This window comes from Pseudoalteromonas sp. NJ631, assembly GCF_000276645.1.
GTDB lineage: Bacteria > Pseudomonadota > Gammaproteobacteria > Enterobacterales > Alteromonadaceae > Pseudoalteromonas > Pseudoalteromonas piscicida.
In genome coordinates, this window is record NZ_AKXJ01000001.1 from 94,289 (window position 1) to 109,624 (window position 15,336).

Here is a 15,336-nt window from a genome sequence, read left to right on the forward strand (position 1 = left end):
TGATTGGTGTATATATTCTGCTTAACATTAATAAGGTTACAATACCAACATATGAAGTCATCAACACTCCCCGCAATACTATTGCCATTATTGGCTAGTATTGTCGCAATAACGCCTTTGGCCATTGACCTCTATCTCCCCGCAATGCTTGCGATTGCAAACAGCTTGAATAGCCCGCTTGAGCAAGTACAGGTTTCTCTTAGTAGCTATTTAGCAGGCTATGCTGTCGGCATGATGGTGTTTGGCCCCCTTGCAGATAGATTCTCAAGACAGACGTTAGCTATTTGGGGCTTGGTCGGGTTTACCGCATCGTCAATTGGGCTTGCGCTAACGAATGACATCGATATGTTTTGCTTCTTGCGGGTCGTTCAAGCATTTTGTGGTGCCGCAGCAACGGTCGTTGTACCTGGTGTGATCCGCTATTACTACAAAGAGCACACAGCTAAAGGAATGTCTTATGTCTCGATGATCATGATGATAGCGCCACTAATTGCTCCCTCTCTTGGTGCGTTGATCTTGTTGTACTTTGATTGGCACGCCATTTTTTGGTTTTTAGCGGTTTATGCTGTACTCGTTATCATCGCATTACAGTTTTTCTGTATTGCAATTCCGACCAAAGCGGATGTACCGCTTAGCTTATCGTTTTTCTTAAAAAGCTATCGTATTGTGTTAACACAAAAGAAGGCCCGCTACGATATTCTTTCTTCGATGCTGGCATCATTCGCATTCTTTTGTTTTTTAACCTCAGTTTCATTTATTTATCTTGAGTATTATGGCGTGTCGGAGCAGCTGTTTGGAGTGTTATTCGCCATGAATGTGATTGCATTGATGCTCGGTAACTTTGCCAACACGCGTTTAGTACCAAGGCTTGGTTCTAGGAGAATGCTCAATATCGGTCTCGCGATTGGTGTCGTCTGCTCTACCATCTTAGTCATACTCAGTAGCCAATCAGTCTCGGTTTGGGTGCTAGCTTCTGCCATTGCACCTTTGATGATGAGTTTGGGGATCATTGCCAGCAACGCTGATGCACTGATATTACTGAGTTTTGAACATCAAACCGGTACCGCTACCGCGGTGATAGGCACGCTACGATTTGGTAGTGGCGCTTTGGTCGGCCCTTTACTTGCACTCGCGGTTCCTGAGTCACCTTTGCCATTCTCAAGCTTTATGTTCGCTGCCATTGTGCTAACTATCGTCTGCCAATTGCTAAATAGGCGTTTTGAGAAAAGTGTCAACGCCACAGAAATCAAAGAGTAATACACAAAAAGCCCCGACTTGCGGGGCTTTTTATAAAATCGTTATTCGGTCAGGTTAATTTAGTTCTTTATCTTTCCAGAACTTAGTGCCTTTTACTGTAGCTTGCAGTGCTAAACCACTCTCTGTAAAGGTGTACACTGTAACATCGCCATAATAGGCTTCCCCTTCTACCGATGCGCCTTTTTTAGCCGCTTTCGCTGCAGCATCTGCATTTCCGCCAAACGTCCAGCCTGAAGTAACAAACTTATTCATTGCTTCAGGAGTATGGAATACCATCACAATACGATAATCCTTTACACCTAGACCAAGGCCTACACCACCTTCAGCCATATTCATATAAGTGTTACTTCCTACCGCCTTATCGTGTACAACACCGTAACCTGTTCCAGCTGCAACAAATAGCAGATTAATATTGGCATTAGAAAAAACAGCATAACCAGGCGCTGCCGCAATTTGCGAACGCGTATCCGGCTTTTTGCTGTAAAGCTGAGTAAGTACATCGTTTTTCATATCTAGGATGGCACGTTGCTTTTCAACCTTGTCACCATCGCCCATTGAAGCACATGCACTAAGCATGACGGCCAAAAAGCCAGCCATTAAATGTTTAACGTTTACCATAGGTTTTTCCTTTCCTGCATTAATTGAAAATAACACTACCTATCATAGACGCTTAGTTTGAATGCTGGATTAATTTAGAGGTATGTTTCGAGCCTTGCCAAACCAGCGGCAAAGTTACGCTTACCCGTTCCTAAACGAAAGTGGCACTCGCTCTCCAATAGAAATAACGTTGCGGGTAACAATAGCGTGTTCGAGGTCTCTGCAAATTGACGTGACCACTTTTCAGAATCCCTTACTGAATTAATCTTCAGCAAAGACAACACCCCGCCATGCGGCTCAACCCAAGCGACTTTTTGCGAGTATAAACTGACAAATTCACGCATCAATTGGACGTTATTTGCAATGATGTTCGCATTATGCGCTAAAATAGTTTCACTATGCAGTAATGCGGTTGTTGCCAATAAATCATCCACTTTACTACCACAAATGCTTAAGTAGCTTTTACCGGCCAGCAGCGCATCTGCTAGTGCTTTCGAACCGCAAATTGCCCACCCTACTCGGATGCCAGGTAAGCCCATACTTTTGGATAATACGCCTAGCGTAATCGACCGCGGATAAGCTAAAAAACGCCCACTTACGGCACGGTCATCGCCATGGCTCTGTGCTGATACTTCGTCACTTAAAATGTAAGCACCACACTGCTCTGCTAGCTGCTGTATTTGTCCAACTTCATTGTCAGTCAAGCCTGCGCCCGTTGGATTATGAGGAGCGTTGACGATAATGAGTTTGGTTTTTGTCGTCACTGCGTTTTTGAGTCTTTCTATATCAAACTGCCAGTTGTCCTCTTCTCGCAATGGCACCGTGTTGACGATAGCGCCAAACTGTTTGGGGAGTTTTGCAAGCGATGGATAACTAGGCGTACAGACCACCACCTCATCTTGTTGGTCTAGTATTTGCGCCATCGTGGTGAAAATAGCTTCTTGAGCGCCGCTAAACGTCACGATTTGATTAAGATCTACACATGTAGTCGTCGACAGATGATAAGCTTTAATCGCCGCTTTTAGCCCTTCACTGCCCGCAATCGGATTATATCCCAGTTCAATGTCTGGCATTTTGCCGCCACCAAGCTCAATAAGTTCACTAAGCGTGATGCCTTGAGCACAGGAATCACTCAAGTTGATATCGATGGGAGCAGCCAAGCTTTGACTAAACTTAATGTGATCGGGTAATACTAATTCCATTCTTTAACCTAAAAAATCATGCCAGCACTTTGGCTGGCATGTGTATCAACGGCTATTTAAGACGCCATAGCGTAAGTTGGCATCGCTCTAGTTCAACTTTACGTGCGTTTTTGCTTATGGCGGACATTACTTCATCTTCAGCCAACAGTTCAAAATCTCGTCCCAGTAAAATTTCTAAACCATCACGGCCCGTGACATTCTCACCACTGACCTTATAACCGCCTAACCAGTTTTGTGCTTGGGTTAGCGCTTTGTCCCACTGATAGGCTGAGCTTATGGCAAGGATCCCGCCTGCATTCAAGCGCGATTTAATTTGGTTTAAAAAGGTTTTTGGTGAATATAAGTATTCTACAACACGGTGACACAAGATTAAGTCATACTCTGCGAATTGTGGTTTAAGGTTATGACCATCCCCTTGGCAGAAATGAATACGCTCACTGAGTTCATTAAAACCTAATTGCGAAGTAGATACTTCGTGGAAGTCCACAATTTCACCTTCTATCTCGGTAGCAAAGCGTACCGGCGTGCCTTCTTTTAGTGCCAAAGCATGTTGAATATTGCGCGCAGTAAAATCAATGCCATCTACTTGAGTAAAGTGTTTGGCTAATTCAAAACTTGCACGACCGACCGAGCAACCCAAGTCCAGCGCTTTGTTTGTATTACCTTGATAATGCACCATTAACTGTGAAACAACACTTTGCAATGGATTGCCAAAATGCATAACAGGCTTGCCGTAGTGGCTATGTAGCGCATTAGCAACGTCCGCATCCATTTCACACAGGTTGACCTTTTGTACTGGCACTTGTGGGCTCTCACTTTCGATGTATCTGAATCCGGCATGTTGGAAGAAGTGGCGTCTAAAGGCATAACGTGAATCTCGCACGGCTTCGTTGCCTGTAGAAATCCAAGAGCCACCTTTGATCAGATTGTGTTTACCGTCAAAAGTGGGGGTCGAGAAATCATCGTATAAAGGGTGCACTTTAAAGCCGCTATATGCGTCGATCGGACTTTCCGTCCATTGCCAAACATTGCCGATGATATCGAATAAACCTTCAGTTTCAAAACGGTTAACCGGACAGCTTGAAGCACATACCTCAAGGTTGATGTTTCCCGGCGCTTCACTCCATGTCGGCAAGTCAACATCGAGCTTATCGCGCAGTACTTGCCACTCAGCTTCTGTTGGTAAGCGCACGAAATGCTCACTTTGATCAGACTTCCAATTACAAAAAGCCTTCGCTTCAAGGTAATTAACCTCGACTGGCCAATTGAGAGGTAATGGGATTTCCTCAGCTAAGTTTCGTTGCCAAAAACCTGTGTCTTTTTTTACCCAAAAGCGCGGCATGGTTGATTTAGTTGAAGCCAGCCAAGCTTGACCTTCAGCCGTCCAAAACTTAGGCTGCTGGTAGCCACCAGCTTCGACAAAGGTTAAAAACTCTTGGTTTGAGACCACATATTTACTGGCCTTGAATGGCGCCACATTGACGTCTTGTACACCATATTCGTTATCCCAACCGTAGGTTTGATTTGATTCAGGTTTACCAAGCCGAACATCACAACCGCTTACTGAGATTAGGTTGTTGTCAGGTGCATCATCGTACTCATCACACGCTTCCCAACCGGGTTGTAAAGTCAGGTCAGCCAGCGGCAGCATCCGCATTATTACAGAGGAGGTTTCTAGGTGAATACGCTCATGTTCAATACCCATTAGGACAACCCACGTAAGGCTCTCTTGAGTGATTGGTAGAGTAATATCCATCTCATCAATTAACCCGTTAATAAGCGCATTCACCTGTTGGCGATAAGCACGCACTTCTGGCACTGTTGGCCAATCGTAATTATTGCTATCAAGGTCGTCCCAAGACATTTCGTCTACGCCAACTGCACAGGTAGATTCAATGTGTGGATTAACACGTTGAGTGATGTATTTACCTAACATCAACTTATTAACGTAAAAACAAGCGGTATGACCGAAATAGAAAATGAGAGGATGCCGTAACCGCTCAGCCTTCACAAAATAGGCGTCGTCATTGTTGATATTGCTAAATAATGATTCGTACTGCTGCCAGCTATTGTTGAAGTATGCTTTGATCTCAGCGCGCTTTTTCTCTACATCGCCACCTGAAAGCCAGATTGGCTTTAATGTATTTGGTCTTTCCATACAATTATCTTCTTTAAACTTGCTACTTCGATACATACACCATTTCAATGCATGCAGCTTTTAAACTTTGCTCACTTTGCCACTTAATACCAATGGCATCTTGCTGTATACGTTTGATAATCTAGCTTAGACCACTGATATCAACTTTTTATGACCTTAACTTATTCACATTTAATTTTCACTGCCGACAGGACTATTTTCAGAAAAAACTTCACTTGGCACATCTGGCATATATGATAATAATAAAAAGAGCGCCACTCAGGTCACGCTCTTTTGGCAGCAGGGCTGCATCACAATGAAATTTACGCGACCGCTGGCTCTATAGACTCAGCCGAGCTGGACTCCAATGTCAAAAATACCATCACCATGATATTGGCGATAAACCACAAGTCTTTAATCACGAATTGTCCCAAACCACCAAGCAAGCTCATGTCGCTAAACGCACCGGCTGCGGTAAACAAAAAGCTTTGTGTCATAACAAATACCGCAAGACATCCAAGGCTTGCAACACCAATCAAGACTCGCTGTTTGAACCAAATGCCAATGCCGAGCAAGCCTGCTATCAAAATGTCATAGGTGCCTATCACGTTTGAGGCTTCTTGCACGGTAAACAACTCATACATCCAAGACATAAACGGTGAAGTCTCTACTAGCGGCACGATTGCCTTTGCTTCGAGTTCAAGAAATTTCATTCCACCGATCCAGACTAAAACCAATGCCACCGGGAAATAGTTCGCCCACATGAGCGTTCGCGTGTTGATATAATGACGGCAGTAGAGAAATAGTGCGATGGGCACTAACGCAAAATACTTGATGATCCCTTGCCCAGAACCAATAACGGGAAAGCCGCCATGGGCTGCTATCCAGCGGTTTTCGGCAAACAACGTCAACAACGTAAATAAACTAATGATGGCAATTAAGGCAAGTGGCCACGCCGCAGGAATAATCTTACATTGCTGTAAAATGACTAAACCAGCAGCGACCATTAACGCAAAGCCAAATATAATACCAAGCGTGGCAACAGGCACCCACTCTGTTAACCCGTAAAAGCTAAAGGTGCCTGAAATGGTACTTGGCCCAGCGCCAAACAAAAATGAAATGCCAAGCAGTAATAAGCTCACTGCTAACACGCCTGAAATAGAATAATCGATAGTTCTGAACGACATATCTAACCTCTTAATATGCTATTGTCTATAAGACCCGAGGTTTTAGAAAGTTCATTCAGCGATTGTGAAGTTTATGCCCATTGCAAGCTATGTTGAGTCGGCATGCAAGTTCAACGCCAGTGCGTCGCAAAGTCAATGAGTCGCGTTAATATTGGGCTTTGAAATTTATCTTTACGCGTCACCAGCCAAAACTGCCTCGGTGTGGCTTTTAAACCTGAAAGCGCCTTAATTCGTTGCTGTGCTATGGCATGTTCAGCGGAGTATTTTGAGATACACGCTAAACCGAGCCCTGCCGCAACACCATTTATAATCGCCTCGGTAGAATTTAACTCAAACGCGGTTCGCCACGACGTAAGCTGCGCTGCAATATTCGCTAAGAAAAATTCTCGACTGCCGGAGCCTTGTTCCCGCAACAGCCAACGAGATTGACTTTGTATCAGCATTTGAAAGTCAGTTACCGCAAAGTCCATTGCACTTACGATACACATTTCATCTTCAAACCAAGGCATGATGTCTAAATCTTCGCCTATCACTCGACCTTCAACAAAACCAATGTCTAATTCGTAATCACGAAGCATGGCGCACACCTTCGCCGTATTGGTTATAAACAACTGCTGCTGCGTATGCCCTGTTTGCTGCTGAAAAGCCGCTAACATGGGAGGCAGCAAATGATTGCCTAAGGTATCGCTGGCACCAATTTTAATTTCGCCATATAGCCTCTCGCTTCCTTTAAATAAGGACTCTAAGAAGCGACATCTATCAAGCACTTGATGCGCATGCGGTAGTAATAACTCTCCGGCAGGATTTATCATTAATCGATTATTTACACGATCAAATAATGGTTGTTCGAGATGACGCTCTAACTCCGCTAGTGCCATGCTAACAGCTGCCTTAGTTAAACATAGCTTATCCGCAGCGGCCGTGATCGAACGCTCTTGCACGATTACCGTAAATACATTGAGTTGCTTAAGGGTTATCATTGGCGTTAAGAATTATTGAACACTAATTTAAATATATTCAGATATTCTTAATCAAAGCGCAAGCGTATTATCCCTTCACCGAACAATTGTTGTGAAATTACGCATGGCTACTCTTCTTTCTTATGGTAAAAAACTAACAGCCAATATCCCCACCCCTATGTCTGGTCTTGCTCTTGGGCTGGCTAGTTTAGGCTGGTGTATCAGTAACCTCTTTCCCGCATTTTTTGTGTTAAAACCTTTAAGTGCACTTCTGGCTGGCTTTATTTTATTGCTGTTAGTGCTTAAGTTTGTTCATCAACCTGCTCAATTAAGAGCAGATCTGGCGCATCCAGTGGTTGGGAGTGTATTACCAACCAGTGCCATGACAATCATGGTGATTTCTCATAGCATCGCGGCCTATTCTCACCTTATTGCAACTGTGGTTTGGCTACTCGCCATTGTGCTTCACCTAGGGTTGCTAACCAGCTTCGTGTATTTTCGCAGCCGCAATTTTGAGCTTAACCAGCTAGTGCCAAGTTGGTTTATTCCCCCTGTTGGGTTTGTCGTTGCCGATGTTACCTTTAACGGCATGTCAGCGTTGCAACCTTTGGCTATGGGGCTTTGGTACTTGGGAGTGATATTTTACTTACTGCTGCTACCGTTCATGATTTACCGTTTGTGTAGAGGCAGTGCCATACCACAGCAAACCCAACCTACAATTGCAGTCATGGCAGCGCCTGCGAGTCTATGTTTGGCAGGATATTTAAGTGTCCACCCAATGCCAGCGGCTGGCGTGGTGTTTGCCCTGCTGAGTATTGCTATTATTATGACCCTAGCGATATACCTTGCTTTTATTCAACTGCTGCGACTGCCATTTAGTCCCGCTTTTGCAGCATATACCTTTCCATTAGTCATCGGCGTCACCGCCATTAGTAAAGTCGTCACTTGGCCCGGCAGCGAACACTTAAGCTCAGGCTGGTTAAGTGTGTTGCAGTACCTAGTTTGGTTTGAACTTGTTGTTGCGATCGCTGTAATTAGCCACGTTTGTATTCACTATGTGCGATTTTTACTAAAAATAAGCACCGCCAATTCAGAGAGTTAAAACTAATATTGCAATAACCTAAACATGCAGCATTTACTTAGCATGCTAACTAACTTAGAATACTTAGCATGCTAAGTAAATGTATCTAAGTTATGTCGTCACTTCCATTTCATGAAACGCTCGATCTCAGTCTCTGTGGCAAGTTAGGCCGAGTCCATAGAATTTGCCGTCAAGCCGTAACCCAAGCTGTAGAGCCACTCGGTTTTACCCAGCCACGCTGGACAGCCATGATGCATATTCATCATTTGGGTGAAGGCTGCACACAACACCAATTGGCGTGCAGTTTAGATATCGAAATGCCGAGCCTGACTCGCACGATGAAACAGTTAGAAGAGAATAATGTGATTGAGCGCCGCATTGATAAGCAAGACAAACGCTGTCGTAAAATCTACTTCACCGAACACGGGCAAGCCCAGTTAGCGCAGCTAAAGATGCGGATCAGTGAAGTGAAGGCACTTTTATATCATGAGCTTAGCGATGACGAGCTCAATGCTATTGCACATGCTTTGGTCAAACTTGAGAACAATGCTCAGCAATGTTGTGACAATATTTCTGAAAATGGGAGTACCAGTGAGTAAACTTAGTCCAGATCAGCAATTTTCCCGCTACGTAAAGGTTTCAATCGCCCTTTTTGCACTCTGCTTTAGCTATTTTATCTTTGCTGATCTCTATATACCAATGACGCCTCAGGCACGTGTATATCATCAAGTAACCAAAGTGACGCCTAAAGTCAGTGGTGAAGTGCTTGCAGTGAATGTCAGCAATAATCAAAGAGTTCAGCAAGGTCAACTACTACTTACTATTGATGAAGCGCCGTATCGTTTAGCATTAGCTAAGGCTGAGCTTGCTTTAGCAGAAGTTAATCAACAAAACAAACAATTAGACGCACAGATAGTTGCCCAGCAAGCACAAATAGAGGCTGCTGTAGCCAAGTATGATGAGCAACATCGACTGTATAAACGCAGCCAATCTTTGCTGTCACAACACGCAATTTCAACGCAGGAATCAGATCAAATTCAAGCAAACTTTGCGACGGCTAAGTCACAGCTTAGTGCACTCAGAGCTAATCTACATGCGCTTGAAGTAAAGCGTGGTGCAACCGACGAACATAATATTGCACTAATGCAAGCACAAAATGCCGTAGAGCAGGCTAAATTACAGCTCAGCTACACCGAAGTCCGCGCGCCCCATGATGGCATCATTAGTAACTTACAGATCACCACGGGGACCTATGCTCGAACGGGTGTGAGTCTAACCAGTTTGGTTTCGGACAATGTTGACTTAGCTGCAGATTTCAGAGAAAAATCGCTTTACCACGTCAAACTTGGTGAACAAGCGCTAGTGAGCTTTGATGCGTTACCGGGCAAAGTCTATCCCGCCGTGATCCATGAATTTTCTGCCGGCGTCAGTGATGGACAACTCAATGCCGACGGCCAATTGGCTGCCGTTGAGACCTCCAATCGCTGGGTGCGAGATGCGCAGCGTCAACGTGTTCATTTAGCATTTGATGAGCCATTACCTTTACTGGCAAGTGGTGCCAGAGCGACGGTTCAAGTGCTGCCTGAAAGCACTTTGCTTGCAACCCTTGCACAAGCGCAAATTAAATTCGTCAGTCTACTTCACTACGTTTATTGATATGAAAGTTGCACTAAACGCCAATGACCTCAGACAGATGCTACGTATTGCAACTGGGAGTACGTTAGGCTTTGCACTAAGCAAACTGCTCAACTGGCCGTACGGTATCTTTTTTACCGTATATCCCATGCTGCTACTTGGCTTAGTACCAATGTTAAACGCACACATAGTGCGCCAGTTTATCTTAAGTGGGTTAGTCTGTGCCTTTTCAGTATTAGTACTGCAAGGGCTATTTGGCTTCCACCCTGCGTTAATGTCCCTACTCACCTTTGCCTTATTTGCCTTTTTGTTTTTGCAAATGAGCAAAGGCGTTAACTTCTTATTTGGTGCAATGAGTGTGGTGGGGCTATCAATCCAACTCCATTTTGCCAGTTATGCTTCAACCAGCGGTGGTTTATATTCACTCATAGCCAGTAACTCTCTGGCTATTATCATTAGTATCGCAACCGCTTATGTAATGCATTGGTTATTTCCGGACGTTGCTGTGCGTCAATTACCACCCCGGCCAGCGAAAGATGCTGCCAGTATTCGCCATGAAGTCTTACTGTGCGCCACCGTAGCCACACTCTCATTTATGGTATTCCAAATACTAGATTTACAAGATTCCGTTTCCGCCCAAGCGGCATCAATATTAATCCTCTTTCCACTGAGTTGGAAGGCGGCAGGCACTGCGGGCTGGCAACGCGCAGTTGGCACGCTGATAGGTTGTAACTTGGCGTTAGCAGCGCAAATCCTACTGCAAACCTATAGCCAAATTTTACTTTTTCCAATTTTGATTTTATGGATCTTGGTCTTCATTTTTAGTCGCTACCACTTGCTAAGTGGTGGTGCTCCTGGAATAGGCTTTGGTATTATTACCACTTTTGGGATCTTGTTTGGTCAGTCTCTCGCGCCAAATCAAGATTTAATTTATAGCGCACTGTATCGCTTCAGTTCAGTGAGCGTTGCTATTACGGTAAGTCTCTGTGCGATTTACCTTATTCATCGCCTACTTAATCACTTTAGTGCAACGCGCCACCATTCCTATGCCTGAATAAAAGAGGAACCCACTTGAAGCTTGGAAAACGCTTACAGACTTTGCATGATGTTGTTACTGAAGACTATCAACATATTTGGGACTGCTGCTGCGATCATGGCCAGCTTGGCGCACAATTTTTACATTCGAGCCAAGCGCACATACATTTTGTTGATGTCGTCCCGGCGCTCATTGCAAAAGTGAAGCAGGATCTCACATGCTTCTTTCCAGAAGCTGAAACGAGCTATAGCCTTTACACCCTAGACGTTGCGAAGCTCCCTCTTACGCAATACTCAGGCAGGCAGTTAGTGATCATCGCAGGTGTTGGCGGTGACTTAACCGCGACACTAATGACAAGCCTTTGCAATGATTTGCGTGACGAGGTCGATTTCTTGCTTTGCCCAGTTCATCATCATTATTCCCTGAGGCAAACCTTACAATCTCTGCCACTTAAGGTGGTCCATGAGTCACTGGTTGAAGAAAATCGACGTATTTACGAAGTGCTCTATCTCACTTCGGGTAAGACAGGCACTGCCATAACCCCATTGGGCGAAGCAATTTGGCAGCAAGGCGCGCTTTCCAAACGCTATTTGGAGAAAACGCTGGATCATTATGCGCGAGTCTCCAAAGGCAAACCCGAAGCGCAAGCCATTTTATCGGCTTATCAACATCTTACACTATAAAACACAGCGCACTCAGCCAAACTAGCTGAGTGCCATAACTTAATCGCTGATAGAGCCCACTATTTCGCTTCTGTTTATACGCTTTTGCAAGCTGATAGCTAAAACCCACACAAACAAGGACACAAGCAGTAGAAAACCAAGCAAATAGCGAGTTTAAAGGACTTACAAACCAAACCAATAAAGGGGCGATGAGCAAGCTTAATAGCATTACCATGCCCGCGAAAGAATGAATATGACACGCCCGACTGGGAGAGGTTGTGTATGGGTCGGGATCCATAGGAAAGAAACCTGCAACAGCGGTTGCTAGACCATGACAAACAATCAAACCACCAATAACCCCTAACGCCCAGCTCCCTTCAGGTACCAAGATGATATAAAAACCGAAACAACAAAATAGCAGGGCTAAGGGGTAATTATTAACTGCAGGAGACAATCGCTCTGTTGGGCTACCACTGGCACCTAACTCACTACAAAATTGATTTTTGTGACTATAATTTGGGTAACGCTTGGCAACGCCATATACCCCTACCAGCATCCATATACTTGCTAGTATGCCAAAATAACTCACCAACTCTTGCAACATCGCGCCTATCCTTAATGCGCTAAATTTATGTCTACACACTTTATACTAATTTAGGAACATACGAAACCAAGTAGCTGCATTCAATTTAGTGTATTTTCCAGCGCTCCAAAATAGCTTGTTGTTGACCTCTTTGACTTAATTCCGCTAGTGCGTGCTGCAAGCGGTTCGCAAGTTCATTGGGAAACTCTGCATTCACCGCCAGAGCCAACTCACTTGGGAAATTCTCAAGAAGTAACTTATGCTCAATTGCTTTTGGGTCCAGTTTAAGGGCATTTAGTTCTTTCTCAAGTGTTAGTGTGTTGGTTAGTACAAAATCAATCCGGCCCTTAAACAATAAATTCCAAAGACTTTGGTAGTTTGACACTAATACCAGCTCATAACCTTCAGAAAAGCCAGCTTGTTTGAGAAAGGTTTCACTATAATAACCGCGTATGGTTCCGGTGCGATACCGCTTTGCAGCGTCAAGATCGTTTATTGGCGTTTGAGATTGTTTCAGGCCAATAAGCGATGCGGACGTATGGCACATAGTCCCCAAAAAGCGGAAATAGACTTCTCGAGTTGGTGTTTTTAGCCAAGATAACAGCACCACATTAGATTTAGTTTCTAATTCGTGTAACACACGTGCCATCGGCATTATTTCAATTTTTGCAGTAACATTTGCTTTATCTGCTACCGCTTGAGCAAGCTCAACTAGGCCACCATCCACTTCTCCTTGGCCATTAATAAAATGATAGGGAGGCAAATCTTCCGCTACAAAGTGCACCGTTTCTTGTGGCGAAGCAATTATTTTGGTTGATGCAAGTAGCGCCATAAGGAATAAAATTTTCCGGATCATTTTATCTCAATAAATTAAACAATCATTCGGTCAGTGTGCCCGTATTTGCATTGCAATTCAATCCGCAGCAATGGCTTTGCCTCGCTATGGGTAAAGTCATTTACTTATGACCTGCGCTTACCGCTGCCAGACCTTGCCAATCTTCTAAATCTTGTTCTGGCTTTTCAGCACGAAATTGTTGATACAGTACGATACCTTGCTCATCTTCTAAAATATCAACCTGTACGCCCTTGCTTTCAAGTAACGGCTCATTGCCTGACGCATTAGTGATATCCCCCACCACGACTCGCTGAAAGCCACGCATATAGAGTAACGTTGCGCATACATCACAAGGACTTAGGCTGGTATACAAAGTGGTTTTACTAAAATCAATCCGTCCCGCATCTCGAATTGCCGAGGTTTCACCATGGTTATATGGGTGGCTCTCTTGTACTAACGTATTATGTCCTTTACCTACAATTTGATTGGTTTCGTTATCAACAATAACCGCGCCAATTGGGCAACCGCCCTCTTCATAACTCTTTTGTGCCAGCAAAACAGCAATGCGCATAAAGTCTTTATCGCAAAGCTTACGCGTAAAGTCGCTATCGAGTAATACGCCAAGACTCTTGGTTGGCATATGTGCAATGGCATTGAGCGCTTCGCTATTTACTTGGGTTTCTGCGTTGAGTAATACAGTCATTTTTTAATTCCTTGTTGTATTATATGAACCGAGCTTAACGCTATAATTTGGCGCAATTATGAAGTACCCAATCACATAGCTTATCTAACCAAGGTTTTGCCACACCAAGCGGCCAACCGCAATTGATCCGCAGATGATCTTGATACAACTCACGACTTGTAAATAAGCTGCCTTGGCGAATTTCAACACCAAGTTCAGCGAGCCGTAAAGCGAGTGCATCACAGTCAATATTAGGCAGTTTCAGCCATAATGCCATTCCGCCCTGAGGGGAAGATATTTTACAGCCCTTTGGTAAACGCGCTTTCAAATAGCTTTGGTAAGCGAAGCAGTGTGCCGCTAAGGTGCGATTAAGCGTCCGTAAATGGCGCTGGTAATGTCCTGTCTCAATAAAGCGTGATACCGCCATTTGTAAACATTGATTTGGCATGCCGTGAAATGCCTGCATGAGCGCGGCCACTTGGCTTTGATAACGCCCAGCTTCACACCATCCAACTTGCAAGCCCGGCGCTAACGTCTTAGACACTGAGCTACACCAAATTACATATCCGACTTTATCCCACGCCTTTATCGGTAAAGGCATCGTGTGATTATGGCTCAACTCCCCAAAGACATCGTCTTCAATAATCGCCACTTGATACTGCGCAGCAAAATCCGCAAGCCACGCTTTTTGTTGCACAGATAGACTGTGTCCCGTTGGATTTTGATGGTTTGCCGTAAGCAAACACGCTGACACCCTTTGCGTTGTCACGACCTGTTCCAAGGCTTCTAGGTCGAGTCCTTCGGGCGTTGTTGGGATCTCAATCACCTTGAGCTGTAGCGTTGCAAGCAGTTGCAATAAACCTTGATAACAAGGTGATGGCACGACCACACAATCCCCCGCTTTTGTAACAGCCTGCAGTCCCGCCATCACGGCTTGAATACAACCGCCTGTCACCACGAGATTATCAGGATTCAGCGCCAACCCCTTTTGTTTAAAGTGCTTGGTTAGATTCTCTCTGAGCGACATCAGTCCCATCGCGCTTGGATAATGAAAATGGTGATACTGAGGAGAGTCGAACGCTTGCTTTATAAACTTAGTCAGGCGATTTATGGGCATCAACTCGGGTGCTACTTGCACCGTCGATAACATCGTATTGAGCCCTACAACAGAGGGCCTTAACACACTTTTAGGAGATTTCACTTCACTCGTAAATGTGGCAAAGTCAATGTCGCTATTTTTGGTCTCAGGTTTACAAATATAAAAACCAGATTTCTCTTGAGAAGCTAAAAAACCATTATCCTGTAGTTCCTCGTAGGTTCTAATTGCAGTACTCATGCTCACGCCATGCTGCTTGGCAAAGATCCTAAGTGAAGTCATTTTTTCACCGACTTGACGTTCACCGGCGTTTATCTCTGTAATCACCTGCTCACTTAATGTAATAAACTTCCTCGCCATCTGTATCCTTAACAACCAAGAATTCTG

At 44.5% G+C, this 15,336-nt stretch carries 15 protein-coding genes; 6 read left to right on the forward strand and 9 right to left on the reverse strand.

All coding sequences use genetic code 11. From position 1 onward, the window contains the following. The first annotated feature begins 51 nt into the window (after positions 1 to 51). On the forward strand, positions 52 to 1,257 hold the full coding sequence (locus tag A587_RS0100450) for a Bcr/CflA family multidrug efflux MFS transporter (protein ID WP_010377573.1): 1,206 nt from the start codon (positions 52 to 54) through the stop codon (positions 1,255 to 1,257). Positions 1,258 to 1,311: 54 nt separating this feature from the next. Here the strand turns inward: A587_RS0100450 and A587_RS0100455 are convergent, their stop codons facing one another. The 5 genes from A587_RS0100455 to A587_RS0100475 all read right to left on the reverse strand — a co-directional run bounded on the left by A587_RS0100455 (position 1,312) and on the right by A587_RS0100475 (position 7,360). Next, a complete protein-coding gene (locus A587_RS0100455; RefSeq protein WP_010377570.1) occupies positions 1,312 to 1,875 on the reverse strand; it encodes a YSC84-related protein in 564 nt (187 codons plus the stop codon). A 74-nt stretch (positions 1,876 to 1,949) separates the two neighbouring features. Then, positions 1,950 to 3,056 carry an aminotransferase class I/II-fold pyridoxal phosphate-dependent enzyme gene (locus A587_RS0100460; protein ID WP_017215999.1) on the reverse strand — a complete coding sequence of 369 codons (1,107 nt, stop codon included), beginning with the start codon at positions 3,054 to 3,056 and terminating at the stop codon, positions 1,950 to 1,952. Between the two features lie 52 nt (positions 3,057 to 3,108). After that, positions 3,109 to 5,214: a 5-histidylcysteine sulfoxide synthase gene (gene ovoA, locus A587_RS0100465; RefSeq protein WP_017216000.1), complete on the reverse strand. Its 2,106-nt coding sequence runs from the start codon at positions 5,212 to 5,214 to the stop codon at positions 3,109 to 3,111. Between the two features lie 302 nt (positions 5,215 to 5,516). Further along, positions 5,517 to 6,380 (reverse strand): DUF417 family protein, encoded by an 864-nt coding sequence (locus A587_RS0100470; protein WP_017216001.1) that lies wholly within the window; start codon positions 6,378 to 6,380, stop codon positions 5,517 to 5,519. A gap of 110 nt (positions 6,381 to 6,490) precedes the next feature. Further along, positions 6,491 to 7,360, reverse strand: a complete 870-nt coding sequence (locus A587_RS0100475; protein ID WP_010377563.1) for a LysR family transcriptional regulator — start codon at positions 7,358 to 7,360, stop codon at positions 6,491 to 6,493. A gap of 103 nt (positions 7,361 to 7,463) precedes the next feature. Here A587_RS0100475 and A587_RS0100480 point away from each other — a divergent pair, with 103 nt between their 5' ends. From A587_RS0100480 to A587_RS0100500, 5 genes are all read left to right on the forward strand, one after another. After that, complete coding sequence (locus A587_RS0100480) at positions 7,464 to 8,441, forward strand: TDT family transporter (protein WP_171039505.1); 978 nt, start codon at positions 7,464 to 7,466, stop codon at positions 8,439 to 8,441. A gap of 92 nt (positions 8,442 to 8,533) precedes the next feature. Beyond that, positions 8,534 to 9,019, forward strand: a complete 486-nt coding sequence (locus A587_RS0100485; RefSeq protein ID WP_010377559.1) for a MarR family transcriptional regulator — start codon at positions 8,534 to 8,536, stop codon at positions 9,017 to 9,019. Continuing rightward, a complete protein-coding gene (locus tag A587_RS0100490) occupies positions 9,012 to 10,076 on the forward strand; it encodes an HlyD family secretion protein (protein ID WP_017216003.1) in 1,065 nt (354 codons plus the stop codon). Before A587_RS0100485 ends, A587_RS0100490 begins: the two co-directional genes overlap by 8 nt. Position 10,077: 1 nt before the next feature. After that, positions 10,078 to 11,109, forward strand: a complete 1,032-nt coding sequence (locus A587_RS0100495; RefSeq protein ID WP_017216004.1) for a DUF2955 domain-containing protein — start codon at positions 10,078 to 10,080, stop codon at positions 11,107 to 11,109. A 17-nt stretch (positions 11,110 to 11,126) separates the two neighbouring features. Continuing rightward, positions 11,127 to 11,774, forward strand: a complete 648-nt coding sequence (locus tag A587_RS0100500) for a tRNA (adenine(22)-N(1))-methyltransferase TrmK (RefSeq protein ID WP_017216005.1) — start codon at positions 11,127 to 11,129, stop codon at positions 11,772 to 11,774. Here A587_RS0100500 and A587_RS0100505 read toward each other — a convergent pair. From A587_RS0100505 to A587_RS0100520, 4 genes are all read right to left on the reverse strand, one after another. After that, the gene (locus A587_RS0100505; RefSeq protein ID WP_017216006.1) at positions 11,764 to 12,357 is read right to left on the reverse strand and encodes a DUF998 domain-containing protein; all 594 of its coding nucleotides are present in this window, start codon (positions 12,355 to 12,357) and stop codon (positions 11,764 to 11,766) included. The genes A587_RS0100500 and A587_RS0100505 overlap by 11 nt on opposite strands. A gap of 85 nt (positions 12,358 to 12,442) precedes the next feature. Next, positions 12,443 to 13,192: a substrate-binding periplasmic protein gene (locus tag A587_RS0100510; protein ID WP_026000841.1), complete on the reverse strand. Its 750-nt coding sequence runs from the start codon at positions 13,190 to 13,192 to the stop codon at positions 12,443 to 12,445. A gap of 100 nt (positions 13,193 to 13,292) precedes the next feature. After that, positions 13,293 to 13,874: a nucleoside deaminase gene (locus A587_RS0100515; RefSeq protein WP_017216008.1), complete on the reverse strand. Its 582-nt coding sequence runs from the start codon at positions 13,872 to 13,874 to the stop codon at positions 13,293 to 13,295. A gap of 40 nt (positions 13,875 to 13,914) precedes the next feature. Beyond that, positions 13,915 to 15,309 (reverse strand): aminotransferase-like domain-containing protein, encoded by a 1,395-nt coding sequence (locus A587_RS0100520; protein ID WP_017216009.1) that lies wholly within the window; start codon positions 15,307 to 15,309, stop codon positions 13,915 to 13,917. Between the last annotated feature and the right edge of the window lie 27 nt (positions 15,310 to 15,336).

Bases quoted from the DNA above. Each gene is read 5' to 3' on its own strand.
- A587_RS0100450 (WP_010377573.1), top strand. From the start codon at position 52: ATGAAGTCATCAACACTCCCCGCAATACTATTGCCATTATTGGCTAGT.
- A587_RS0100455 (WP_010377570.1), bottom strand. From the start codon at position 1,875: ATGGTAAACGTTAAACATTTAATGGCTGGCTTTTTGGCCGTCATGCTT.
- A587_RS0100460 (WP_017215999.1), bottom strand. From the start codon at position 3,056: ATGGAATTAGTATTACCCGATCACATTAAGTTTAGTCAAAGCTTGGCT.
- ovoA (WP_017216000.1), bottom strand. From the start codon at position 5,214: ATGGAAAGACCAAATACATTAAAGCCAATCTGGCTTTCAGGTGGCGAT.
- A587_RS0100470 (WP_017216001.1), bottom strand. From the start codon at position 6,380: ATGTCGTTCAGAACTATCGATTATTCTATTTCAGGCGTGTTAGCAGTG.
- A587_RS0100475 (WP_010377563.1), bottom strand. From the start codon at position 7,360: ATGATAACCCTTAAGCAACTCAATGTATTTACGGTAATCGTGCAAGAG.
- A587_RS0100480 (WP_171039505.1), top strand. From the start codon at position 7,464: ATGGCTACTCTTCTTTCTTATGGTAAAAAACTAACAGCCAATATCCCC.
- A587_RS0100485 (WP_010377559.1), top strand. From the start codon at position 8,534: ATGTCGTCACTTCCATTTCATGAAACGCTCGATCTCAGTCTCTGTGGC.
- A587_RS0100495 (WP_017216004.1), top strand. From the start codon at position 10,078: ATGAAAGTTGCACTAAACGCCAATGACCTCAGACAGATGCTACGTATT.
- A587_RS0100505 (WP_017216006.1), bottom strand. From the start codon at position 12,357: ATGTTGCAAGAGTTGGTGAGTTATTTTGGCATACTAGCAAGTATATGG.
- A587_RS0100510 (WP_026000841.1), bottom strand. From the start codon at position 13,192: ATGATCCGGAAAATTTTATTCCTTATGGCGCTACTTGCATCAACCAAA.
- A587_RS0100515 (WP_017216008.1), bottom strand. From the start codon at position 13,874: ATGACTGTATTACTCAACGCAGAAACCCAAGTAAATAGCGAAGCGCTC.
- A587_RS0100520 (WP_017216009.1), bottom strand. From the start codon at position 15,309: ATGGCGAGGAAGTTTATTACATTAAGTGAGCAGGTGATTACAGAGATA.